This window comes from Microbacterium sp. MPKO10 (assembly GCF_026107415.2).
In the GTDB taxonomy this organism is placed as follows: Bacteria; Actinomycetota; Actinomycetes; order Actinomycetales; family Microbacteriaceae; genus Paramicrobacterium.
The window spans coordinates 398890-423954 of record NZ_JAPCHX010000006.1; the positions used below are offsets into that span (position 1 = coordinate 398890).

Below are 25065 nucleotides of genomic sequence, written 5' to 3' on the forward strand. Positions count from 1 at the left end.
TCATTCGGTCAGACGCCGTACGACGGCATCCGCCAGAAGCCGCCCTTTCACGGTCAGTACGATGCGACCGTGAAGGGCGGCTTCTGCGTTGACCAGCTCGTCTGCGATCAGCCCGGCAACGGCGGTGCGCGCCGGCGCGCTCAGAGCGTTCGTGGGGAATCCGTCGCTGATACGGGTCTCCAGAAGCACCCGCTCCAGCTGACGGGTCTCATCGCTCAGTGTCTCTCGCCCCGCGGCAGGTGACAGGCCCTGTGCCAGTCGTCCTGCATAGGCTGCGGGATGCTTGACATTCCACCAACGGACGCCGCCGACATGGCTGTGAGCTCCGGGGCCGACGCCCCACCAGTCCTGTCCCGTCCAGTACGCGAGGTTGTGGCGCGATCTGTGCGCTTCGCCGCGTGCCCAGTTGCTGACCTCGTACCAATCGAAGCCCGCGGCACTGAGCATTGCCTCGGCGAGCTCGTACATGTCTGCTTCGAGGTCGTCGTCTGGGACAGCCACCTCACCACGCCTGATCTGACGGGCGAGCTTCGTGCCCTCCTCGACGATCAGCGCATAGGCCGACAGATGATCGGGATGCTGTTCGAGGGCGTGCTCCAGCGAACGCCTCCAGTCGTCGATGCTCTCGCCCGGCGTTCCGTAGATGAGGTCGAGGCTCACATCGAGGCCTGCTGCCCGCGCGGCGGCAACGACGTCGGGGATGCGCTCCGGGTCATGCGTGCGCTCCAGCGTCGCGAGCACATGAGGAACCGCTGACTGCATTCCGAACGAGACACGGGTGAAGCCTGCCTCGACCAGTTCGTTCAGGTACCGCGCGTCAACGCTGTCAGGGTTCGCCTCTGTCGTGACCTCGGCGCCGGCGACAAACCCGAATTCATCGCGGAGGCCCGACAGCATCCGCCCCAAGTCACGCGCGGGCAAGAGCGTCGGTGTGCCTCCACCAAAGAAGACAGTCGACAACGGACGTGCTTCGGCACCGACATCCGAGAGGACCTGCCCGGCCAGTCGGATCTCCCGCAGAGCCTCATCCGCGTAGTCGCTCTGGTGGGCGCCCGCGAGTTCTGTGGCCGTATATGTGTTGAAGTCGCAATAGCCGCAGCGCACGCGGCAGAACGGGACATGCACGTACATCCCGAGGTCGCGCGTGGCAGAGCCTAACGCGGCCGATGACGGCAGGCGGCCGTCGGTCGGTGCGGGATCGCCGAGGGGCAGGGCGGACGGTGACATCTAGTCGCGCACGGTGCGCGCCCAGGCCGGCGAGAGCGCCCTCAGATACTGAGCCGCCAGTCGACGACGTCTGCGCATGAGCAGAAAGGGGAAAATGCGATAGAGCGGCCGCGCAGCACGCACGAAGGCGCGTACGGTGAACCAAACGCTGTCGTCGTCTCTCTTCTCGATCGCAAAAGACTCTTCACCGCTGATCGTGTGGCCTGAAACCGTGCCGAAGGCGAAGGTAACCCGTCGTGGCTCCTCCACGACATAGACCACTCGAATATGCCCGCGCACTCGATAGGGGCCGACGCGTCCCGAGAGCTCGGCTGTCGTGCCCGATGTGATGTACGGGGTGCCGTCTGAGGCGAAACGATCCTCGGTGCGCTCGGTTCCGCGACCGATCGGAGTTCCGTCCTCGGCGAAGCGCACACCCTGATACGCATCTCCGGAACCGCGTTCGATGCTTGCCACCGTGATTCCCGCGAGTCGGAGGACCTCCCAGGACAACACCGACGCGGATGCTGCGGCGAAACGCTCGTCACCGCTCCCGATCTTGATCGATTCCTCGTGCGGCCGATAGCCGTCCGGTGGATACTGCATCAGGTCGGCAGCCTGGGTCGCCCCCACCGCCGCGTAATCGGTCGGCTGGTCTTGGAAGTTGGACCGGCGCATGTGTCTACTTCTTGTCCTTCTTGGTCTCGGTCTCACCGCTCAGCGCCGCGATGAAGGCCTCCTGTGGCACTTCTACGCGCCCGACCATCTTCATGCGCTTCTTGCCTTCTTTCTGCTTTTCGAGCAGTTTGCGCTTGCGCGAGATATCTCCGCCGTAGCACTTGGCGAGCACGTCCTTGCGCATGGCTCGGATCGACTCGCGAGCGATGATACGCGATCCGATCGCCGCCTGCACGGGCACTTCGAATTGCTGCCGCGGGATGAGCTTCTTCAACCGCTCGGTCATCAGGACGCCGTACGCATAGGCCTTCTCACGGTGCACGATCGCGCTGAAAGCATCGACTTGTTCGCCCTGAAGCAGAATATCGACTTTGACCAGGTCGGCCTCTTGCTCCCCCATGGGCTCGTAGTCGAGCGAGGCATAACCCTGCGTGCGACTCTTGAGATGGTCGAAGAAGTCGAAGACGATCTCGCCGAGCGGCAGACTGTACCGAATCTCGACGCGTTCCTCACCGAGATATTCCATGCCGAGCATGCTTCCGCGGCGCGACTGGCAGAGCTCCATGATCGCCCCAACGTATTCTTTGGGAGCGATGATGCCGACTTTCACGACCGGCTCCGAAACCGATTTGATCTTTCCCTCGGGGAACTCACTCGGGTTCGTGACGGTGAACGTCTTGGTGTCTTCCGTGACAACTTCGTAAGTCACGCTGGGGGCCGTCGCGATAAGGTCGAGTCCAAACTCGCGCTGGAGGCGCTCACTCACGATTTCCAGGTGAAGCAGGCCGAGAAATCCACACCGAAAGCCGAAGCCCAGAGCCACCGACGTCTCCGGTTCGTACGCGAGAGCGGCATCAGACAGCTTAAGTTTGTCGAGTGCGTCGCGCAGATCCGGATAATCGGCCCCGTCGATCGGATACAGGCCGGAAAACACCATCGGCTTCGGATCCGTATAACCGGGAAGAGCCTCGGGCGCCGGTGTCTTGGCATCGGTGACCGTATCCCCGACACGAGACTGCCTCACGTCTTTCACTCCGGTGATGAGATAGCCCACTTCTCCCACGCCGAGTCCCGTCGTCGCTGCAGGCTCGGGAGACGACACCCCGATCTCGAGAAGTTCGTGGGTGGCCGTCGTCGACATCATCTGAACGCGCTGACGGGGTCGCAGCGAACCGTCCATCATGCGCACATAGGTGACGACGCCGCGGTAGCTGTCGTAGACGGAGTCGAAGATCATGGCGCGCGCCGGCGATTTGGCATCACCGTTCGGGGCGGGCACGCGTGCCACGACGCGGTCAAGCAGCTCGTCAACACCGGCTCCGGTCTTGCCCGATACCCGCAGAACATCGTCGGGTGAGCCGCCGATCAGATTCGCGATTTCGGCTGCATACCGCTCGGGGTCGGCGGCCGGCAGATCGATCTTGTTGAGCACCGGGATGATTTCGAGATCATTTTCGAGGGCGAGGTAGAGGTTCGCGAGCGTCTGCGCTTCGATCCCTTGGGCGGCGTCGACGAGGAGCACTGCGCCCTCGCAGGCGGCGAGGGAGCGGGACACCTCGTAGGTGAAGTCGACGTGCCCTGGTGTGTCGATCATGTTGAGCGCAAAGGTTTCGCCGTCTTTCTCCCACGGCATGCGCACAGCCTGGCTCTTGATGGTGATGCCGCGCTCGCGCTCGATGTCCATCCGGTCGAGGTACTGTGCGCGCATGTCGCGATCGGCGACGATGCCTGTCACCTGTAGCATTCGGTCGGCGAGCGTGGACTTGCCGTGATCGATGTGCGCGATGATGCAGAAGTTGCGGATGGCTGCAGGGTCGGTAGCGGCGGGCTCGAGGGCCGTGACTGCTCTGGGGCTCAACGCGTTCCTTACTCTGTTGTCGTCGGTAGTGTCTTATTGTCCCACGCGAAGTGCCGAATAGTTCATGTGTTCGTTCGTTATCGGTCCGTGTGCGGGAGCGTGTGCCCCGTCGTGACCTCACGGTTTCCGGATGCCCGCGGTTGCTGGTAGTATCGAGCGTTGGCTTGCGTGTGGCGGAAACCGCACGAATCGCCGGGAGCGCCCTCTCTCGCCCCACCGGCACCACCGAACACACCAAACGAAGGCACAGATAAACGTGGCAAACATCAAGTCGCAGATCAAGCGAATCGGCACAAACCTCAAGGCGCAGGAGCGCAATCGTCAGGTCAAGAGCGAGCTCAAGACCGCGGTGCGTAGCACGCGCGAGGCCGTTGCCGCTGGCGACAAAGAAGCAGCGTCGAAGGCTCTCGCGCTCGCTTCGAAGAAGCTCGACAAGGCAGTGAGCAAGGGCGTCATTCACAAGAACCAGGCAGCGAACCGCAAGTCCGGTCTCGCGCAGATGGTCAGCGCGCTCTAAGCAGCACAGTTCAGACCTGCTCGGCCCCGCTTCGGCGGGGCCGTTTGCATTTGTCGTGGGAATGCTTTCAGCCCTCGGTCACGACGAGGTGCCCCGTGACGCGATCACGCCGATGAGCCGCTCAACGGCAAAGACCGGGTCGCGTTCGGCCCCCTTAACAGCGGCGTCTGCCTCAGCGAGCGCGAGGATAGCCTGACCGAGGCCCGCGTCGGACCAGCCACGGGCGTCGCGTCGCGCCCGGTCGACTTGCCACGGTGCCATGCCGAGCGCCCCGGCGAGTTGCCCGGAACTGCCGTGCGCGTTTGCCACTTTCGCCATCGCTCGTACCTTCATGGCGAAGGCCGCGACCATCGGCACAGGGTCGGCACCCGAGTCGAGGGCGTGCCGCAGGCTGACGAGGGCTTCTGCTTTCCGCCCGGCCAGGGCGATGTCGGCGACAGCGAATGCCGTTGTTTCGACGCGGCCGCCATAATAGCGATCGACGATCTCCTCTGTGATGTTCTCTGCCGAGTCAGCGATCAGCTGTTGGCACGCGGCAGCCAGTTCAGCCACATCGTCCGCGAAAGCCGAGACGATCTGCCGAAGGGCTCCGGGGCTGATCCGCTTTCCTGCGCGTGTGAATTCGGCACGTGCAAAGTCAGACTTTTCGGCATCCTTCTTGAGATCGTCGCAGACGATCTCAATCGCGATTCCCTGTGCGGCGCGCACGGCTTCGAGAAGCTTCTTTCCCCGCACTCCTCCACTATGTCGGAGCACGAGATAGGCGCTCTCCGCAGGCTCAGCAATGTACTCGATCGCCTCTGCAAGGAACGCGTCGGTGCTTTTCTCGACAGCGCCCACGCGGATCAGGCGTGGCTCGGCGAACAGCGACGGACTGGCAAGCGTGAGAAGCTCGCCCGGCTGATACGCGGCCGCATCGATATCGGTGACCTCAAGGCTCGGATCCTCGGCACGGAGATAGTCGCGGAGCCCCTTTGTCGCGCGTTCGGCGAACACGTCCTGCGGCCCTGAGACCAGGACGACGGGTGCCGGCCGCACCTCGTGCCATTTCAGCTGCGGAATTGCCGCCGTGTTCTTCGCTGTGGAACCTCGCCGTGCTGCCACATCGCTCCTTCGTCGTCGTACCCGTCCAGCTTATCCGGCACCGCCGTCAGCGGCTGTCGTCTCCGACCACACCACGAAGGAGCCATCGCGGGCCGAGATGAGGATCATTCCGCGTCTGTCCGTGCGCAGGATGTGCCCACCGGCTTCTTTCAGAACGTCAAGCGTCTGCTGGGCCGGATGCCCATACGTGTTGTCAGCGCCGACCGACACGATCGCGAGCGTCGCATGCAGCTGTGCGTACAGCTCGGCGGCTTGATCACGGCTGCCGTGGTGAGCGACCTTGACGATGTCTTCTGTCGTGCCCGCGTGCAGACGAGAGAGCAGCTGATGCTGTTCGGGCTCTCCCAGGTCCCCCAGCAGCATGATTCGGATGCCATCGAGCTCGACGTCCAGCACAATACTTCCGGCGTTTCCCGTCGCCGCGTGCGATGCTGGCCAGAGCACCGAATAGTCGATGCCCCCGACCACGTTGTGCACACCCGCCGTCACGACCTCCGCGGGGACTCCGGCGTCGGCAAGGATGCTGGTAACCCTCTCCCCTGCCTCGTCGTGGACCTCCTGGACAAGAGCAACGTCGACGCGTTCAACGATGCCGCTCAGGCCACCGACATGATCGGCGTCGTAATGCGTGAGTACGAGGACGTTGATGCGCGTGATCCCAAGCGTCTCAACGCAGCGCGAGACGAGTTCGGGCTCGAGACCGGTGTCGACGAGCATCGTGCCGCCATCTGAGCGCAGCAGAACGGCATCACCTTGCCCCACGTCGCACGCGGCAACGGACCAGTCCGACGGCCGCTGTAGAGCCCGCGTGAGCACCGGGGTTCCGGTGATTCCCGCCGTGCCTCCCAGGCCGAGGCAGAGCAGCCCGATGGCCACTTTGCCCGTCCAGTGCGCACGCCACCGCGGGAGAAGAAACAGCCCGATCGTCACAGCAGTGACAGCGGCAAGCACGAGGGCACCGAGGGCGCCAGGGATCCATGGAACTTGAGCACCGGGCAGCGATGCTGCGACCGTGGCGACTCCCGCGACCCATGACGACGGGACGAAGGCAATCCAGGCGAGAGCCGTCGCAACCCACGGAACAAACGGTGCCACCACGCAGGCGCAGAGCCCGACCACGGTGCCGACGGGAGCGGCCGGAGCGGCGAGAATGTTGGCGGCGACCCCGTACAGGCTGATGCTGCTCGACAGGAGGATGAGCACAGGTTGGCAGGCCAGCTGGGCAGCAAGCGGTACCGCGATCATCGTCGCCAAACCGCGTGGCAGAACGCGCCCGAGTGCCGCTGCGAGGGGCCGTGTCAGCAGCAGAAGTCCTGCTGTTGCCAGCACGCTCAGCGCGAATCCGGCGTCGAACGCATACCAGGGGTCGAGGGCGAGCATCAGGATGACGCTCGCCGCGAGAACCGGGATACCGCCCGATGGCCGCCCTGAGAGGTGAATCAGTAGTGCGAGCGCTGCCATGATCGAGGCGCGCACGACACTCGACTGTGGAGTGACGAGAACGACGAAGCCGATGAGAATGATAAGAGCAAGTGCGACGCGTATCACTCGGCCGGCACCGAGCCGAGCCGACAGGAGCATGGCGAATGCGACGACGATGGCGCAGTTGGCCCCGGAAACGGCTGTGAGGTGGCTGAGGGAAGCGTCCTTCATGGCAGCATCCAGTTCGGCATCAACAGCACTCGTGTCCCCCACGGCTAGGCCGGGTAGAAGGCGGGCGCCTGCTCCGGGCAGATCCGCACACAACTCGACGAAACCACGTCGCATGTCGTTGGCCCAGCCGAGGTACCAGGGAGGGGCTGCTGTGACCGAGATCTCGTCGTCGGCGAAGATCAGCGCGGACGCGGCATCCGTTAGGTCAGTAAGAATCACCTGGCCGCTGATCTCGACGGTCGACCCGATCGCCGCTTTCCCTCCCGAGATCGAACCGAAGATCGTGATCGGCACATCAACAGCCCGCCCCTCGACCGCCGTTGCTGTCGCACGCATTCTCAGCTGCGATGGGCCGCGGCTCGTTGCGTGCGCGAGACCACCGATCGTTGCCACGACCGTCGTCGCGCCGCCCTTCTCACCGGCTGCCGTCACAAGAGCATCTGGGCGGCGGATGTCGGCGTTTGCGGATGCGGAAATGCTGATAAGCGCGGCGCTTCCCAGAGCAATGGCGATGAGGGCGAGGACGCCCCCTCGACGCCGGATCACGCACCAGGCGGTAAGGGCGACGGCAACACCCGTGCATCCTCCCCAAATGAGGACGTACGCCTGCGTCGCGATTCCGACGAGAGCGGCCAGCCATGCCATACCCGCGGGAAAGAGCAGTCGCATCTCAGATCGTCACCAGGTCTTTGAGCATCGCGAACGTCTTTTCGCCGATGCCCGAAACGTTGCGCAGATCGTCGACGGAGCGAAAGCCTCCGTTCTCGTCGCGCCAGGCGATGATGCGCTGCGCAAGTGCCGGGCCGATTCGTGGAAGTGTTTCCAAGTCTTCTGCGGTCGCTGTATTGAGGTTCACGCGGCCCTGGGCATCGGTGCCGTCCTCCTCTTCTGTTTCCCCGACGGCAGGGACGCGGATCTGCTCGCCGTCCGTGACGAAGCGGGCGAGATTGATCGCAGTGGGGTCGGCCTCGTCCGTCATACCGCCGGCTGCCGCGACAGCATCCATCACGCGTGCGCCCTCGTGAAGTTGATACAGGCCGGGGGTCTGCACCGCGCCCAACACGTGGACGTAGATGGCGACCGGCGCGCTCGACGCCGTGGGATGCGTGCGCACCGTTGAGACGTGCTCATCGCCGTTGAGGAGCGTGATCACCACAGCGACAGACAGACCTGCGAGCATCGTCAAAACCGCGACTCCGGCACCGAGACGCAGACGTTTCGGGCGTCGAGCGCGTCGCGACAGTTCGGCCCGCTCGTGCATGGGCCCAGGTTAGGGCGATCCCAATCGGTGCCGCGCGCTCGAGCGTCAAGTTGTGGGTAGACAACGCGGATCGCCGTCCTGTGGACGGCGATCCGCTCTGCTGTTATCGCGCGGTGGCGATGCTCACAATCTTGGGGGCGCGGACGATGACATTGGTGATCTCCGCCTCACCGATTGCGCGCTGTACGTTCGCATCACCACGCGCGAGCCGCTCAAGCTCGTCGGGCATGATCGACGGAGACACCTGCAGGCGGCCCCTGACCTTTCCATTGACCTGCACAACGGCCGTGACTTCATCCTCGACGAGAAGAGCAGGCTCAGCCTGTCGCCATTCCACGTGCGCCACCGTGGGCTCGTAGCCGAGCAGCTCCCACATGTCCTCCGCCGTGTACGGAGCGAAGACGTTCAGCGCGACGGCGATCGTCTCCGCCGCTTCGCGCACGGCTGCATCGGCGGCGCCCGGCCCCTTGTCGATGGCCTTCCGCGTGACGTTCACAAGCTCCATCAGACGGGCGACCGCGACGTTGAACTTGTACGACTCGATGAGGTCAGGAACATCGGCGAGGAAGTGATGAACCAGTTTGCGCAGTGCCGTGTCACCGGTCGACACATCAATGCCCGGGCCGCTCGAGACGTCGTGCGCAATGCGCCAGGCACGCGCGAGGAATTTGGTGGAGCCGGTCGGCGAGACATCCGCCCAGTCGATATCGTCCTCGGGCGGACCCGCGAACGCGAGAGTCACACGCAGCGCGTCTGCTCCGTAGCTGTGCATCTGATCGGCGAACTCCACGAGATTGCCGACACTCTTGCTCATCTTCTGCCCGTCCATGAGCACCATGCCCTGATTGAGCAACGCGGTGAATGGCTCTTCGAAGTCGACATAGCCGTAGTCGTGCAGAACCTTCGTCATGAATCGCGCATACAGCAAGTGCAGGATCGCGTGCTCGACACCGCCAACATACTGATCGACCGGCGCCCACTTCTTCGCCTCGGCCACGTCGAACGCCACCTCATCCGAGTTCGGGGAGAGGAAGCGCAGAAAGTACCAGGAGCTGTCAACGAACGTATCCATCGTGTCCGAGTCACGGCGCGCGCTGCCACCGCACGACGGGCAGTCCACGGTGGCCCAGTCGTCTGCACCGCCAAGTGGACTCGTGCCCTTGGGCCGCAAGTCGAGGCCTTCGGCCGCTGGCAGTTTTACCGGAAGCTGGGACTCCGGGACGGGCACCTCACCGCAGGAATCGCAGTGGATGATCGGGATCGGCGTACCCCAGTAGCGCTGCCGCGAGATCAACCAGTCGCGGAGCCGGTAATTCGTCGCCGTCTCACCCGCTCCGGCCTCGCCGAGGGCCGTCGTCAGAGCGTCGATGGCCTCGTCCTTCGAGAGCCCATCGAACGTTCCAGAGTTCACGAGAAGACCGTCACCGCTGAGGGCTGTGCCTGTCTCGGCCGGGTCATCGACATCAGTCAGCGTCCCGTCCGGGGCGACGACGACGCGTACCGGCAGATCGAGCGCGCGGGCGAAGTCGAGGTCGCGCTGGTCGTGGGCGGGGACACCCATGACGGCACCGTGACCGTAGTCGGCCAGAACATAATCGGCTGCCCAGATGGGGATCCTGTCGCCGGTGAGCGGATGAGTCGCGTACCGGTCGAGGAACACTCCGGTCTTCTCGCGGTCTGTCGACTGCCTGTCGATGTCGCTCTCCGTCTTCGTCTTCTCGAGGTACGCGGCAAATTCCGTCTGCACCGCACTCGTGGCGCCTGCGGCAAGCTCAGCAGCGAGAGCAGAGTCGGGAGCGACGGCCATGTAGGTGACACCGAAGAGCGTGTCTGGGCGCGTTGTGTACACCGTGACGGGTTCATCCCGGCCCTCGATACCGAACACGACGTCAGCGCCGGTCGACCGGCCGACCCAGTTGCGCTGCATCGACAGAACCTTCGCGGGCCATGCGCCTTCGAGTTGTGTCAGGTCATCGACGAGCCGGTCAGCGTACGCGGTGATTCGGAAGTACCACTGCGTCAGATTGCGCTTGGTCACGACGGCACCGCAGCGCTCGCACATGCCATCGACAACCTGCTCGTTGGCGAGCACCGTCTGATCGTTCGGGCACCAGTTCACCGGGCTCGCCTTGCGATACGCGAGCCCTTTCTCATACAGCTTGAGGAACAGCCACTGGTTCCACTGGTAGTACTCGGGGTCTGATGTGTGAATCTCGCGAGACCAGTCGAACGACGGCGCGTAGACCCTGAAGCTCGCCTTCTGCTGTTCGATGTTGCCGTAGGTCCAGTCGCGCGGGTCGGCACCACGTTTGATCGCCGCGTTCTCCGCGGGCAGCCCGAACGAGTCCCAGCCGACGGGATGCAGAACGTTGTACCCGCGCTGACGCCAGTACCGTGCGAGCACGTCACAGAGACCGAATGCCTCCGCATGGCCCATGTGCAGATCGCCTGACGGGTAGGAGAACATGTCGAGAACGTACTTGCGCGGGCGCTCGTCAGTGGCGTCATCCGTCGCGAACGGCTTCAGCGCATCCCAGACCGGAAGCCATTTCTCCTGAATCGCGGCGAAATCGTACTTCTCGGCTGTAGCGTGCGCTGTCTGCTCGTGGGACACGTGACTCTCAATCTCCGTCAGCTGGGCAACCAGGCCGACACAGTGGCCTGGTCCAATATCCCAGGATACCGCTAGACGAGGGTGCCCTCTCTCATACTGAATCGTCGGTCGATCAGCGGCGCGGGAACATCATCATGGCTGATCACGATGATGCTTCGCCCTGTTGACGTCGCTGCCGTGATCAGATCGCGCAGCAGAACGCCCGCTCGCGCAGCATCCACATTTGCCGTCGGCTCATCGAGAACAAGGATCGGGAAGTCACGCAGAAGCGCCCGGGCGAGCGACAGACGCTGAGCCTGCCCACCGGAGACAAGTGCTCCGCGTTCACCCACCCGAGCATCGAGTCCCCCGCGTGCCGCGACCCAGTCGCCGAGCCCGACCTGGTCGAGAATAACGAGAAGCTCCTCGTCCGTCGCTGTGTCGCGCGCAAAGAGCAGGTTCTGCCTGACGCTGTCGTCAAAGAGATATGGATGCTGTTCGCACAGCCCCACCGTGGCATGCACATCGCCGAGGCTCCGTGCCTCGACTCCCCCGATGCGGTAGCTGCCGCCGTATTCCAAGAACCGCACGAGCACATTCGCGAGCGTGCTCTTGCCGGAGCCGCTGCTTCCCTCGATGAGAACGGACTCGCCAGGCTCGACAACGAGGTCGACGTCGGTCAGCGCGTTTTCCTCCGCGCCGGGCCAGCGCGCCGACACCCCCTGCAACGTCAGACGCGTGTCTGTCGGAGCACTTGTACCCGTCGGGGCACCGCCCTCGCGAGGGATCTCGACGGGCAGTTCCTCCGGCAGGGTCGCCGCAAGGCGGTCGGCGCTGGAGCGCACGGCTCGCCAGTGATTCACCGCCACAGGGATCGTGCCGATCACCTCGAAGATGGCGAGCGGTGTGAGCGCAATGACGGCGAAGACCGGGCCCCCAGTGCCGTCGGGCATGACGAGCGTGGAGCCGACGCTGATCGCTCCGACGACGGCCAAGCCCGTCAGCAGGGCGATGATGGCCGCACTCAGTCCGAACCCGCTCGCGCGGCGCAGCGCGGTTCGCGTCAAACGAGCATCCGCCATGCGGACGCGCTCGCGCGCGGCAGCCTCGGCGCCGTAGTGCACCAGAACGGGGAATCCCTGCACGTAATCGAGGATCGCACTCGCCAATTCTTCTCGCTTGGGAGCCAGCGACCGTTCCGACGCTCCCGCCACTGTCGACGTCGCCCAGGTGGCTCCGATGCCGCAGAGGACGAGAGTGATAGCCAACACGACGGCTGCTGTCGGACTCAGCAGTGCAATGCCCGCGACAGACAGGACCGCGACGGTCACAGCGACAACGATCGGCTGCACGACCCGGAGAGACAGATTCTGCAGCTCATCGACGTCAGTGACCACTGCGGTCAGAAGTGAGCCGCGAGAACGGTCTGTGAGACCTGCGGGGGCACGAGGGATGAGGCGCCGGAGGACGTCGGTGCGCAGGGAGGCGAGCTGCCGGAAAACCGCATCGTGGCTGTACAGCCGCTCGAGGTAGCGGAACACCGCGCGTGCGAGGGCGAACGCGCGTACGCCGACCGCAGCCATGGTGAGAAACAGCACAGGTGGCTGCTCTGCAGCTCGGACGATGAGCCACGCGCTGGTCGCCAGCAGCGCCACGATGGCGAGCCCCATCGCGATGCCCGACAGCATCCCAGGCAGCACCTGCCTGAAGCGAGGAAGTGCACGACGGAGGATGCGACGGCGCTCACGCACATCGGCTGTGCTGGTCATACGAGAACCTCCGCCCGATCGCCGATCGTGATGCACTCGTCCGCCCATTCGACGAGCGCGGGCCGGTGACTGACGACGATCACGCAGGCGCCTCCAGCCGCGAGCTCGCGCAGACCGCGCGCGACGATCTGCTCAGTGCGCCGGTCGAGTGCCGACGTGGGCTCGTCTAGGACGATGATGTGCGCCCCGAAGCGCTGTGCACGGTAATAGCACCGAGCAAGTCCGACGCGCTGTGCCTCACCGCCGGACAGCCCCATACCCGCTGTTCCCAGATTCCGGTCCAGTTTGATATCGCCAGCCGCCGCTCGTTGGAGCGCCCGCTCGGCCTGCCGCACATCGGGCGCCGGGTCTCCGAGTGTGACGTTGCTGAGGACAGTTCCGGCCTGAAGGGCAGGGTTTTGCGGCGCCCAGGAGAGCCACGAGCGCTCCCCTGGGCTCACGGCCGTCATGTCGACACCACCCACATGAACGCTGCCCGTGTGCGGGGTGAGCCCGGCGATCACACGCAGGAGTGTCGATTTGCCTGCTCCGCTGTCGCCGGTGATGGCGAGGACGCTTCCGCACCGAGCGCGCAAGCTCTGATGTTCGAGAACAGCTGTCTCGTCACGCACCACGGTGACGTCGCGCAGTTCAAGATCTCCAGATGCTGACAGAGAGGCACACTGGGGCTCGGGGGCGGCCTCCGCAGCGTCGAGGATCTCGAACGCATCCTGCGATGCCTCCACGCCCTCGGCTGCCGCGTGGAAGTGTGTGCCCACCTGTCGGATGGGCAAAAACACCTCGGGCGCGAGAAGCAGCACGAAGAGGCCGACGGTCAGCGGAATCGCGCCATCGACGAGCCGGAAGCCGATGGAGACGGCGAGCAGCGCCACAGACAGGCTGGCCATGAGCTCGAGAACGAAGCCGGAGAGAAACGAGATGCGCAGGACGGCCATTGTCGAGCGTCGGTAGTCATCGGTGATCGAGCTCATGCGGTCGATTTGCCGCTTCTCCCGCCCGAAGACCTTGAGCGTCGACAACCCACCGACCACATCGAGGAATGATGCCGACAGACGGTTCAGGCCGTCCCATTGACGCCGTTGAACGGTGCGCGTCGCGAGTCCGATGAGCACCATGAAGATCGGGATGATCGGCAGAGTGACAAGAAGAATGATGCCCGAGAGCAGGTCCTGCCCGAAGACGACAAGAGCGAGCGCGGGGAGCGTGATCGCCGTGCGGATCAGCTGGGGAAGGTAGCGGGCGAAATAGTCGTCGAGTGCGTCGAGACCGTGCCCCAGCAGCGTTGTCAGACGTGCGGACTGTGTGTTCTCGAGCCACTCGGCTCCGAGTCTTGGCAGTGCTGTGAGAACGGTCATGCGCAGCTCGCTCTTGGCGCGCGCGGCCCCTCGTGCGCCTGTCGCCTCGGTGCCCCAAGACAGCAGGGCGCGGGCGGCTGCGCAGGCAGCGATGCCGCCAAGAGACGGCGCGAGCTCCTGCCACGACGCCCCGTCGATGATGTGAGTGAGTGAAGCAGTCACGCCCCAGGCGAAACCGATGATCGCGAGCGTGTCGGCCAGTGCGAGCACGGCGCCGAGAACGAGGAAGCCTCGAGACGACCTCGCGTAGCGCAGCAGGCGGGGGTCAAGCGGCCGCATGAGCGTCCACGTCCTCGGGAATATGGTCTCGTGATACGCGTTTCCGAAACACCCAATATGTCCACCCCTGATACAGCAGGATGAGCGGTACAGCGAACAGAGCGATCCAGCTCATGACCTCGAGTGTGTAAGGCGTCGACGAGGCGTTCGCGATTGTGAGGCTGTTCGCCGGGTCGTTTCTCGCGGGCATGACCGCGGGGAAGAGCGCGGTGAACAGCGTGAGCACGGCCCCGGCAATCGTTGCTGCCATGCCGGTGAATGCCAGGCCTTCGCGGCCCAGCACATTCGTCAGTATGGCGCTCACAAGCAGTACCGCGGTGACGATCGCCAGAATCACCACGGCTCCTGTGCCGTGTTCGATGACAGTCCAGCCAAGGAAGGCGACGGCCAGGAGAGCCGTGATGATCCCGGAACGGGTCGCGAGCGTCCGTGCTCGAGCCCGGATCGTGCCATCGGTCTTAAGAGCGATGAACACGATGCCGTGCGTGAAGAACAGCAGAAGCGTCGTGAGCCCGCCGAGAAGCGCGTAGGGGTTCAGCAGATCCAGGATGCTCCCGATGAAATCGTGGTTCTCATCCAGGGGAACCCCGTGCACGATGTTCGCGAACGCGACACCCCAGAGCAGCGCGGGCACAGCTGATCCGAACACGATCATCGCGTCAAAGCGCCGCTTCCACGATTTCTCGGGGCGCTGGTGACGGTACTCGAAGGACACTCCTCGGAGAATGAGCGCAACGAGAATGAGGAGCAGAGGCAGGTAGAAACCACTGAACAGCGTCGCATACCACTCGGGAAAAGCCGCGAAGAGCATAGCGCCGGCGACGATGACCCATGTCTCATTGAGATCCCACACGGGGCCGATGGTGTTGATCAGCACGCGCCTGTCGGTATCGTCGCGCCCGAGAAACGGTAGCGACATGCCGACGCCGAAATCGAAGCCATCGAGGACGAAGTATCCGATGAAGAACGCGGCGATGACCCAGAACCACACAACTGTCAGATCCATGACTACTCCTAGTACACCGTTACGCGGGCAGCGGGCTCGCGCGAATCATCGTCTGTCGAAATGGGCTCTGGCCCGGCATGCACTGCTTTGAGGATGAGCCGGAATTCCACGACGGCGAGGGATCCGTACACGAGAGTGAACGCCACGAGCGAAATCAGGACGGTCAACCCGGACACCCCAGGAGACACGCCGTCCTCTGTCTTCAGCAGACCGAAGACCAGCCACGGCTGCCTGCCCATCTCGGTGAAGATCCATCCGACACTCATCGCCAGCAATGAGGCGGGGAATGACCAAATGGCCGCCCTCCAGACCCACGGGTTTTTCGGCATCCGGCCCTTGCGGGTCAGCCAGAGGCCGACGACAGCCACCACAATGTGCACGACGCCGAGTCCGATCATCCAGCGGAACGACCAGTAGGTGATCCAGATGATCGGTGCGTAGTCCCCGGGACCAAAGACTCCTTGATAGGCGGCCTGAATATCGTTGATCCCCTCGACTGTGCCGTCAAGCGAATGAGTCGAGAGCAGGGCGAGCAGATACGGCACGCGCACCGAGAACAGTTCGTGTACGCCGTCGGGTGTGCCGAGTGTGAAGATCGAGAATGAGGCGTCGGCACCGGATGCTGTCGTGTACAGCGCTTCGGCTGCCGCCATCTTCATCGGCTGCGCCTCCACCATGGCCAGGCTCAACTGATCGCCCATGAGTGCGGTTCCCGCTCCAGAGATCACCATGGTCCAGAGCCCGAACTTCAGTGCCGGGCGCATCGTCTCGATGTTCTTTCCGCGTGCCAGGTGCCAGGCGGCGACGGAGATCACGAGGCCAGCAGAGACCATGAAGCACGCGAAGATGGTGTGCGGGAACGCTGCGAGAGCAATGGGATTCGCCAGCAGCTCACCCAAGCTGGTGAGCTCAGCGCGGCCCTTCTCCTCGTTGATCGTGTATGCGATCGGATTCTGCATGAAGGCGTTCGCAGCGATGATGAAATAGGCGGAGACCACCGTGGCCACAGCCGTCACCCAGATCGTTGCCAAGTGCAGGCCGCGCGGAAGTCGGTCCCAGCCGAAGATCCAGAGTCCGATGAACGTCGCCTCAAGGAAGAACGCCAGAAGTGCCTCGAGAGCGAGTGGCGCGCCGAAGACGTCTCCCACAAAGCGCGAATAATCCGACCAGTTCATCCCGAATTGAAATTCTTGAACGATTCCCGTAACAACGCCCATGGCGAAGTTGATCAGAAAGATCTTTCCGTAGAAATGGGTCAGCTGCAGATACTCGAGCTTTCCCGTTCTCACCCACACGGTCTGGAAGATGGCGACGATCGTTGCCAATCCGATCGTGAGAGGGACGAAGAGAAAGTGATACAACGTCGTCAGCCCGAACTGCCAGCGCGAGAGAACAAGCGGATCGAGGAACTGTTCCACCGACGACCTCCACAAGCTAGTGACTTCTACAATATGTAGAACCGAGCATTTCTACACAGTGTAGAACACATTCTTCTACAATGTGTAGAACTTGTTTTCTACTGCCTGTAGAAGCTTCGGCGAAAACCGCGTATCCTGGTCGTATGGCAACTCTTGGAGATCTTGAACGCTCAGTGATGGACGTCCTCTGGACATCACCTGAGCCGCTCAGCGCTGGTGATCTGAGGGACCGGCTCGTGTCCTCGGCGGCTGGTGCGACGCGCCGTCAGCTGGCGGCCACGACCGTACTGACAGTGCTCTCGCGTCTTGAATCAAAGGGGTTCGTGTCGCGCAACCGCATGCACCGTCCTCACCTGTACGAAGCAGTGACGACGCGTGCCGACCACACGGCTGAGCTCATGCACGAGGTTCTCGGGGCCTCTCAGGACCGCGAAGCTGCACTCGCGCGCTTCATCGGCCAGGTCTCCCCGTCCGAAGCCGAAACCCTTCGCGCGCTGCTGAGCAGCACGACGCTTCCCGCCAAGTAGCCGTATCCTGAGTGCGATGGTTCTCGCCTCTGCGCTCCTCGCCATACTCGCTTTCGCTCTGGCCTGGCCCGCCCCGATACTGCTTGCCCGAGCGGCATGGCCCTCGCGAGCGCCCGCCGTCGCGCTGGTGGTCTGGCAGGCCATCGCCATCGCCGGTGTGCTGTCCACCCTCGGCTCTCTCATCACGTTTGGCCTCTCGGGAGTTGCAGACACCCTCACCGCCGGGCTCACCCGACTCACGGAAAGTGTCGCGACAGGCGGCAGCCCCGCGGGCCTCGGTGCGCTCCACATCTTCGCGCTCTGCTGCGCCGTCCTGTTCTCGGGGCATCTCATGCTCAGCGTGCTGACGACAGTCATTCGCACTGAGCGAGAGCGTCGGCGTCAACACGATCTGGTGACGCTGCTCAGCGCTCCGGCGAGCACGGTGCCCGGTGCCCGGGTCATGGAGTATCCGGCGCCTGTAGCCTATTGCCTGCCCGGCGCATTCCGCACAGCGACGGTCCTCACCGACGGGCTTGTCAAAGCGTTGAGCCCTGACGAGCTCGCGGCTGTGCTGGCCCACGAGCGCGCTCATCTGACACAGCAGCATCACCTTCTCCTCCTGGCCTTCCGTGCCTGGCGCAAGGCCCTTCCCTGGTTCCCCATCGCCACCCGCGCCAGTGACGCTGTCGGACTCCTCGTCGAAATGCTCGCTGACGATGCCGCGCGCTCCGAGTCCTCAGCTGAATCTCTCGTCTCAGCCATTGTCACGGTGGCCACGGGCGGCGGAAGCTCTCCCGATGTCGGTGTTGCCGATGCCACGCCGGAGTCCGCCGCTCCGCGCGTGACCCGGCTTCTGACCGAACATCCCCCGCTGCCTTCCGCCACCGTCGCTGCCGTCCTCATGAGTGCTGTCGTGCTCGTTCTCGTGCCCCCAGCCCTCCTTCTCGCAGCCTGACAGCACCCGGATTCGTTTATGCTCGCAGAGTGAACGATCTCCTTGACGGCATCTTGAGCGCGGTGCAAGACGTTGATCCCGTCCTGCGGACGATCATCGCTGGAGTCGCGATCATGCTTGAGACGAGCATCCTCGTCGGGCTCATCGTCCCCGGAGACTCGATCGTCATCGTCGCCAGCACAGGGGTTGCCACTCCGCTTCAGTTCATCGCGATGTACTGCGTTGTCGTGGTCGGCGCTCTCATCGGGGAGAGCATTGGCTTCGCCCTCGGGCGATACTTCGGCGACTACATCCGGCGCTCCAGACTAGGGCGACGCATTGGGGAGCACAATTGGGAGCGTGCAGAACGCTACCTGCAGCGACGCGGCGGCATCGCTGTCTTCCTCTCGCGGTTTCTGCCGGTCTTTCACTCGATCATCCCCCTCACTGTCGGGATGAGCTCGATGAGATACCGTCGCTTTCTGGCGTGGACAGTGCCCGCGTGTCTCATCTGGACGGGTGCGTACGTAACTGTCGGCTCGGCTGCCGCCGAGACTTACCGGGAGCTCTCCGAGCGACTGCACTTCGCCGGCTATGTCTTCGTCGGCATCATCGCTGTTTTCCTGTTGCTGGCCTGGCTGATCAAGAAGATTCTGCATCGCCTGGAGCGCCGGCATATGGTGCAACCGCAGCCGCCGAACACCTCGCGCGATCGCGATGCTGACGACAACGTGACAGGATTGACGGATGCCCCGCACCGAGATGAGTCCGCCTGAGCCCGAGCGCATTCACCGTGCGGCACGGCTCGATGACGCATTTCTCGCGTGGCGAGCGAAACGGGCGATCAAACGGGGCTTAGAGCCCACAGCAGTCACGTACACGGGGTATGGGTCGACCACCTGGGTTCGCGTGCTGGGGCGGGTGCTCTACACTCACCGGGGCCGAGAGAAGGAAGCGACGAGTCGCACACGAGGATGGCGCAGCTTCACCAGCATCCCCGTGGTTTCCAGCGCCGTCACCATTGACATCGCCGGCACGCGGCATGAAGTCGTTGCCGACCGAGGAGGAGTCATCGACGCGGTGATCTCCGCCGAGATGGAGCCGGGCTGGCAGACGATCCAGATGTCTGCACAAGGCTCCGACCCGGTGACAAGTGACGTCTACATCGTCGATCCAGACACGCGTGTTGGCGTGATCTCAGACATCGATGACACCGTCATGGTGACGGCACTGCCGCGCCCTTTCGTCGCCGCGTGGAACACTTTCGTCCTTGACGAGCACGCGCGCACGCCCGTCCCGGGAATGGCGGTGCTCCTCGACAGACTGTCGCGGATGAACGGCGGCTGCCCTGTCATCTACCTCTCCACGGGCGCATGGAACATCGCTCCCGCGATCACCCGGTTTCTGTCGCGTCATCTGTATCCCGCCGGTGCGCTCCTGCTGACGGATTGGGGGCCAACGCACGATCGGTTTTTCCGCAGCGGCCGAGAGCATAAGCATGAGAGCTTGCGCCGTCTCGCGAACGAATTTCCCGACATCAAATGGATCCTTGTTGGAGACGATGGCCAGCACGACGAGGAGTTGTACTCCGCTTTCGCTTCCGAGCTGCCCGACAATGTCTCTGCTGTGGCAATCAGACAGCTGTCCGCTGGTGAAGCAGTTCTCGCCGGAGGCCGCTCCAAGCACGAGCAGCGCGACGCCGGCCACACCTGGGTGTACGCACCTGACGGCGCGGGCCTTCTGAGCGAGCTGAACGATATCCTCTCCGACTGATGTCACAGGCTGGCGATAGAGTCTGACTCGTGACTCGAGAACTGACAGCCGCTCACGTGCGGCGTGCACGCTGGCAGTCGCTGGGCTTAGGGACGCCTCGGTTCGACTCTCCACCCGACGTCGTGGATGGGCTCGGAGCGCTCCAGGGGCAAGACCTCCCGGGGGTGCTGCTCTCACTCGCTCTTCGTATTCCCGGCGCAGATACTGACGATGTCAGGCAATGCTTCACTGATGGAACTCTTGTGCGAGGCTGGCCGATGCGGGGCACCTTGCACGTGGTGCGCTCAGAAGATCTCCTTCCGCTCACGCAACTCACCCAGGGCCGGGTCCTTAGCGGTATGGCCAGTCGCGCCCGGGCGCTCGGCATTACAGACACGATTGTCGACACCGTCATCGACAACGTGACGGCTGAGCTCGACATGTCGCACCCTGTCTCCCGAGCCGAACTGAGAGCGATGATCGCACGCGCTCATCCAGGCGAGCCACGAACCGAGGTCATTTCGCATTTGATGTATCAGCTGAGCGTCCGAGGACTCATCTGCCATGGCCCCTTCGTCGAGGGCGAGCAGCGCATCGTGCTCACTCGCCGTTGGGTTCCCGAGGGCACGTCTGTGAACGACGAGAGCTTTCTCCCCCGGATGCTCTCACGGTATATCAGCGGGCACGGCCCGGTATCTGCTGCCGATGCGGCACGCTGGTTCGGACTGCCCTTGGGCCATATTCGGAGAGCACGGCACTCACTTTCGGATGCAATTCTCGACGTCTCCACTCCCACGGGGACACAATGGATGCTGTCGAGCGCCGCCACGGACAATACGCTGTCGACGCTTCACCGTCGCCCCACTACCAGGCTGCTGCCGGGTTTCGATGAATTCATGCTGGGTTACTCTGACCGTTCCTTTGCCGTGCCTGCCGCGTCTTTGTCCGAGATCGTTCCCGGCAACAACGGCATGTTCCGGTCGACGGTGTGCTCCGCAGCATCCGTGGTCGGCACCTGGTCCCGGAAGAACTCCGGGCGCAGCATCCAGACCCACCCGTTCACAACGTTCTCGAGGGAGACAGTTCGCGGTATCCGGTCTTCTGCGCGAGAGCTGTCGCGCATCACCGGCACGCAGTTGACAGTGCAGCTTCCGGATTAGTCTGAAGTCATGAGATTCACGGGACGCATTCAAGCGTCGAAGCGGGCACCGCTTCTGCAGGTGGTAAAGACGTCTGTAGCTGCCGTCCTCTCGTGGATCGTCGCGAGCCTCATTCTTCCGGCCGAACTGCCGATCTTCGCGGCGATCGCTGCGCTGCTCGTTGTTCAGCCGAGTGTGAACCAGTCGTTCGGCAAGGCGATCGAGCGCAGTGTCGGCGTCATATCCGGAGTCGTCGTCGCGACTCTGCTCAGCGTCGTGCTCGGACAGCATGCCTGGGTGGTGATGCTTGCCATCCTTGTCGCCGTTCTCTTGGCGTGGTCGCTGCGGATGACCACGGGCACATCAAACCAGGTTGCGATCAGCGCAATGCTGGTCCTCGCACTCGGTGCCTCCTCCCCCGAATACGCCTGGGACCGGATCATCGAGACCTTGCTCGGCGCCGCGCTGGGTTTCGTCGTCAATATCGTGATCGTTCCGCCCGTTCTCGTCTCCCCTGTTCGCGAGAACGTCATCCTTCTGGGCAACGAACTTGCGGCCACGCTCGAAAGGCTCGCTACCGCTCTCAGTGAACCGCAGAGCTCCGGCGACCGCGAACGCCTCATGATCGAGGCACGTCTGCTTCGGCCCATGAAGGATGCCGCCGTCGACGCGATCGAGGAAGGTGAAGAGTCTCTCTCGCTGAACCCGCGAAAGTCGGCGCATCGCGATCAGCTTCGTGAGCTTCGTGAGGTGACTGACCGTTTCGGCCCTGTGGTGACGCGCGTGATCGGCATGACCCGCGCATTCCGCGACCACTATGACGAACGTCTCTATGAAGAACCGACGCTGCGAGCCATCGCTGACCAGCTCACGAGAGCAGCGCATGACTTACGCCTCATCATGCGCCCATCGATTCCGGATCCGGAGCCGATGACAAGCGAGTTTCCCGCTCTCACGGCCCCGCTGCAGGTCAAACCTCCACAGTCGACGCACTGGGTGTTGATTGGATCCCTCATGGAAGACCTGCGGCGCATCCGCGAGGAGCTGTTGATTCAGACCGAAGACGATTTGGACGACATCGACGATTTCGGTTCCAGGGACGACTGATCTGAGCGGCTAAGAGGCGATGGGCAGGTCGTCGACGTAGTACCAGCGCCCGTTTTCTCGAACGAAGTGACTGCGCTCCTCCTGCCGGCCCCGCCCGTCGGCAGTATGGTACTGGGCGACGAAATGCACGGTGCCCTCGCTGTCGAATGGGCCGCCGCCGGTTGTCGAGAGAACGTGGAGCCGCCACCACGTCGCATCCTCATCGAGTGCGAGGCCCCGCGGACGCGTTGATCGGTGCCAGGTACGCAACAGATACGTCACATCGCCCACTGCGAATGCCGTATACCTGGAGCGCATCAGTTGTTCGGCTGTCGGGGCGTCAGACACACCCGCAAGAACCGGGCCGCAGCATGAACCGTAATCATCACCCGTGCCACACGGGCACCGATCGTCGTCGTTCACCACGGGATACACAGCCCATCCCCCACAGGTATTCTCACAATTCCCATTCTGCCGGAACCAGCGCCCCCAGAGCGGCAAGTGGGGCCCGTGCTTTCACTACGACCTCGCCGATCTCGAAATCGGGGCGAGAATCGATGGTGAGACCACCACCAGCGCCCACGTATGCCTCGTCACCGTCGATGACAACGCTACGAATGGTCATCGCCAGGTCCATCGTTCCGTCGGAGCCGAGCCATCCGTAGCATCCGGAATAGGCTCCCCGGGGTGCGCCTTCCAGTTCTCTGAGAATCTCGATCGCACGATGCTTGGGCGCTCCCGTCATCGATCCGGCCGGGAACGTCGCGGCGACGACGTCAGCGCGGTCGACGCCGGTGGCCAGTAAACCCGTCACCTGGCTGACAAGTTGATGGACATGCGTGTGAGTCTCGACGTCGAACAAGCGCGCCACAGCCACCGTTGCCGTCGCGCAGACGCGGCTGAGATCATTGCGCATCAGGTCGACGATCATCAGGTTCTCGGCTCGTTCCTTGGCGTCTGCGGCAAGCTCATCGATGAGAGCACGATCTGCCGTTGCGTCGGCTCCTCGAGGCCGGGTGCCCTTGATCGGGCTTGACGTCAGCTCGCCGGATGCTGCCAGATGTAGAAATTGTTCGGGCGATGCGCCGACGAGCGCTCGCTCCCCATCCCGGATCAACGCCGCATAACGGGCCTCTCCGTGAGACAGCTGAGCGTGTACGTCGCGCGGATCGACACGGCCAGGAACCGTGAACCGTGTCGTGAGACAGAGCTGATAGGCGTCTCCCGCCCGAATCGCGTCCAGCGCGCATGAGATCATCTGACGGTACTCCCGCGGGCTGTGACGCGCACGTGCTCGGCGAGAAGGCAGGATCTCCGCGCTCTGTGGGCGAACTCCCGATCGCCCTTTCAGCGCAGCCGTGACTGATCCGGCCCATTCGTCGAGCTCATCGATGGGCGCGTGGGCCCAGATTCTCCCGGTTGTCTCTTCGACAGACACGTACCTTTCAACGCGCAGCCACGCAGATTCCTCGGGCTCATAGCCGATCCAGCCGACCCACCCCGCGAATGGCAACTGTACTGAGCCGGCCTCCAAATCGTCGGGAAAGCAATCTGTCGTCATGGAATCACCGATGCCGATGCGGCTCACCGTGAACTCACGGTCCCGCGTGGTGAGCCAGAATCCTTGGGGATCATCCCCCACCAGCACATCGTAGATGTCGCCAGCATCCTGCGATCTCACCGGAAGCAGCCGTCGCGCCATGATCTTCCCACCAACCTCCGAATGATGATTGACGCGGGGCAGGGGCCGTCGCGGGCAGGCGTGCGTGTTCCCCAAGTCTATGGCGTGCCCGCGCCAGACCGTATCGCCGGGCGACGACTCTTTTGCTCCCGGCCCGGCTCAAGGGTTCCCCATTCGGGTGACCGCGGTGACCGTGTGTATTCCAATGGACGCGGCGTTCAGTCCAGCCTGTTAGCGTCGCCCGTGCGACGACAAGGAGATTCACATGCATCGTAAGCTGTTGGCAGGATTGGGAGCGGCAGTCGTGCTGCTCGGCATCGCCGGGTGCAGTGACGCTGCCCCGCTCGCGGGCCCCACGTCCACGAGTGGTGAGCAGCAGGCTGGTGAGCCTGATCTGTCAGGCATTCCCGACGTCGTCGCTGAGGTGAATGGCGAAGAGCTCGCGAAGGATGACTTCATCGAGCTCTACAAGGGTCAGTTCCAGCAGATGCAGGCACAATCCCAGACCACGGGCCAAGAGGTGGATCAGAAGGAGCTTCGCACTCAGACTGTGAATGCAATGGTCGATACCGAGCTGCTCGTGCAAGAAGCTGATTCTCGCGACATCACCGCTTCGCAGGAGGAGCTTGACGCTGCGTTGCAGGAGCTCGCCACGGCCAATCAGATGAAGACTGCTGATGAAGCGCTCGCGGCTCTCAAGGAGCAAGGGCTTGACGAGGACGAGGTGTATTCCCAGCTAGAGACCCAGGTGCGACTCGACAAGTTGATTGCCGAAGAGACTGGCGACATCGAGCCGACGGAAGACGAGCTGCGGGCGCTCTACGACGAGGCCGTCGCCCAACAGAAGCAGTCGGGTGCTGAAGGTGAGCTGCCTTCGTTCGAGGACGCCAAACCGCAGCTGATTGAGCAGGCGACCTCGCAGAAGCAGTCTGAAGCCTACAAGACGATTGTCGATGACCTGCGCGAGGGCGCGAAGATCACGATCAACCTCTGAGCTCGGAGCGTTTTTCTGCAGATCAGCCCGTGACACGGCGACGTGACCTCCTTTCAAGCTCGGTCAAGCGGATGCCGCCTCTGCCGTAGAGCACAATCGCGAGTGCTCCCCTGATCGCGAGTCCTCCCTAGGCGCATGCGCCCAGGGAGACTAACGATCCGGCGCTCACCGGAACAATCACAATGACGAACGCGTCATTGAGATTGACAAGGCCACAATCCGCGCGAAATAAGGCTCGGCGCCGCGGTGTATTCGCGACGAGGCGCGTGCATT

Annotated in this window: 21 protein-coding genes; 8 read left to right on the top strand and 13 right to left on the bottom strand. The window is 63.4% G+C overall.

Annotated features, from left to right (window positions below):
* From hemW to lepA, 3 genes are read right to left on the bottom strand one after another with little or no spacing between them, the layout of a single operon-like run.
* Positions 1-1227, bottom strand: a complete 1227-nt coding sequence (gene hemW / locus OK352_RS15500; protein WP_265142403.1) for a radical SAM family heme chaperone HemW — start codon at positions 1225-1227, stop codon at positions 1-3.
* The gene (locus tag OK352_RS15505) at positions 1228-1884 is read right to left on the bottom strand and encodes a DUF1990 family protein (protein ID WP_265142404.1); all 657 of its coding nucleotides are present in this window, start codon (positions 1882-1884) and stop codon (positions 1228-1230) included.
* A 4-nt stretch (positions 1885-1888) separates the two neighbouring features.
* Positions 1889-3742, bottom strand: a complete 1854-nt coding sequence (lepA, locus tag OK352_RS15510) for a translation elongation factor 4 (RefSeq protein WP_265142405.1) — start codon at positions 3740-3742, stop codon at positions 1889-1891.
* 256 nt (positions 3743-3998) lie between these two features.
* Between lepA and rpsT the strand changes: the two genes are divergently transcribed.
* Complete coding sequence (gene rpsT / locus OK352_RS15515; protein WP_265142406.1) at positions 3999-4259, top strand: 30S ribosomal protein S20; 261 nt, start codon at positions 3999-4001, stop codon at positions 4257-4259.
* Positions 4260-4337: 78 nt separating this feature from the next.
* Here rpsT and holA read toward each other — a convergent pair whose 3' ends face one another.
* The 8 genes from holA to OK352_RS15555 all read right to left on the bottom strand — a co-directional run bounded on the left by holA (position 4338) and on the right by OK352_RS15555 (position 16697).
* On the bottom strand, positions 4338-5363 hold the full coding sequence (holA, locus tag OK352_RS15520) for a DNA polymerase III subunit delta (RefSeq protein ID WP_265142407.1): 1026 nt from the start codon (positions 5361-5363) through the stop codon (positions 4338-4340).
* 30 nt (positions 5364-5393) lie between these two features.
* Positions 5394-7685: a DNA internalization-related competence protein ComEC/Rec2 gene (locus tag OK352_RS15525; protein ID WP_265142408.1), complete on the bottom strand. Its 2292-nt coding sequence runs from the start codon at positions 7683-7685 to the stop codon at positions 5394-5396.
* Between the two features lies 1 nt (position 7686).
* Entirely contained in the window at positions 7687-8277 is a 591-nt protein-coding gene (locus OK352_RS15530; RefSeq protein WP_265142409.1) for a ComEA family DNA-binding protein, read from the bottom strand.
* Positions 8278-8380: 103 nt separating this feature from the next.
* The gene (gene leuS / locus OK352_RS15535; RefSeq protein ID WP_265142410.1) at positions 8381-10891 is read right to left on the bottom strand and encodes a leucine--tRNA ligase; all 2511 of its coding nucleotides are present in this window, start codon (positions 10889-10891) and stop codon (positions 8381-8383) included.
* 71 nt (positions 10892-10962) lie between these two features.
* On the bottom strand, positions 10963-12639 hold the full coding sequence (gene cydC / locus OK352_RS15540) for a thiol reductant ABC exporter subunit CydC (RefSeq protein ID WP_265142411.1): 1677 nt from the start codon (positions 12637-12639) through the stop codon (positions 10963-10965).
* Positions 12636-14273 carry a thiol reductant ABC exporter subunit CydD gene (cydD, locus tag OK352_RS15545; RefSeq protein WP_265142412.1) on the bottom strand — a complete coding sequence of 546 codons (1638 nt, stop codon included), beginning with the start codon at positions 14271-14273 and terminating at the stop codon, positions 12636-12638. The genes cydC and cydD overlap by 4 nt, the downstream gene beginning before the upstream one ends.
* Entirely contained in the window at positions 14260-15279 is a 1020-nt protein-coding gene (gene cydB, locus OK352_RS15550; protein WP_265142413.1) for a cytochrome d ubiquinol oxidase subunit II, read from the bottom strand. The genes cydD and cydB overlap by 14 nt, the downstream gene beginning before the upstream one ends.
* 8 nt (positions 15280-15287) lie before the next feature.
* Positions 15288-16697 carry a cytochrome ubiquinol oxidase subunit I gene (locus tag OK352_RS15555; protein ID WP_265142414.1) on the bottom strand — a complete coding sequence of 470 codons (1410 nt, stop codon included), beginning with the start codon at positions 16695-16697 and terminating at the stop codon, positions 15288-15290.
* Between the two features lie 143 nt (positions 16698-16840).
* On the opposite strand from OK352_RS15555, the gene OK352_RS15560 reads away from it, so the two are divergent.
* The 6 genes from OK352_RS15560 to OK352_RS15585 are packed head-to-tail and all read left to right on the top strand — an operon-like array spanning position 16841 to position 22138.
* Complete coding sequence (locus OK352_RS15560) at positions 16841-17224, top strand: BlaI/MecI/CopY family transcriptional regulator (RefSeq protein ID WP_265142415.1); 384 nt, start codon at positions 16841-16843, stop codon at positions 17222-17224.
* A gap of 16 nt (positions 17225-17240) precedes the next feature.
* Positions 17241-18161 carry a M56 family metallopeptidase gene (locus OK352_RS15565; protein ID WP_265142416.1) on the top strand — a complete coding sequence of 307 codons (921 nt, stop codon included), beginning with the start codon at positions 17241-17243 and terminating at the stop codon, positions 18159-18161.
* A 29-nt stretch (positions 18162-18190) separates the two neighbouring features.
* The gene (locus OK352_RS15570; protein ID WP_265142417.1) at positions 18191-18916 is read left to right on the top strand and encodes a DedA family protein; all 726 of its coding nucleotides are present in this window, start codon (positions 18191-18193) and stop codon (positions 18914-18916) included.
* Positions 18888-19913 (top strand): App1 family protein, encoded by a 1026-nt coding sequence (locus tag OK352_RS15575; RefSeq protein WP_265142418.1) that lies wholly within the window; start codon positions 18888-18890, stop codon positions 19911-19913. Before OK352_RS15570 ends, OK352_RS15575 begins: the two co-directional genes overlap by 29 nt.
* Before the next feature lie 29 nt (positions 19914-19942).
* Positions 19943-21052 (top strand): winged helix DNA-binding domain-containing protein, encoded by a 1110-nt coding sequence (locus OK352_RS15580; protein WP_265142419.1) that lies wholly within the window; start codon positions 19943-19945, stop codon positions 21050-21052.
* Between the two features lie 9 nt (positions 21053-21061).
* Positions 21062-22138 carry an FUSC family protein gene (locus OK352_RS15585; protein WP_265142420.1) on the top strand — a complete coding sequence of 359 codons (1077 nt, stop codon included), beginning with the start codon at positions 21062-21064 and terminating at the stop codon, positions 22136-22138.
* A gap of 9 nt (positions 22139-22147) precedes the next feature.
* Here OK352_RS15585 and OK352_RS15590 read toward each other — a convergent pair whose 3' ends face one another.
* On the bottom strand, positions 22148-22552 hold the full coding sequence (locus tag OK352_RS15590; RefSeq protein ID WP_306387808.1) for a YchJ family protein: 405 nt from the start codon (positions 22550-22552) through the stop codon (positions 22148-22150).
* A 22-nt stretch (positions 22553-22574) separates the two neighbouring features.
* A complete protein-coding gene (locus tag OK352_RS15595) occupies positions 22575-23819 on the bottom strand; it encodes an anthranilate synthase component I family protein (RefSeq protein ID WP_265142422.1) in 1245 nt (414 codons plus the stop codon).
* Between the two features lie 244 nt (positions 23820-24063).
* Between OK352_RS15595 and OK352_RS15600 the strand changes: the two genes are divergently transcribed.
* Positions 24064-24792, top strand: coding sequence for a SurA N-terminal domain-containing protein (locus OK352_RS15600; protein ID WP_265142423.1), 729 nt, complete (start codon positions 24064-24066; stop codon positions 24790-24792).
* Positions 24793-25065 lie beyond the last annotated feature (273 nt).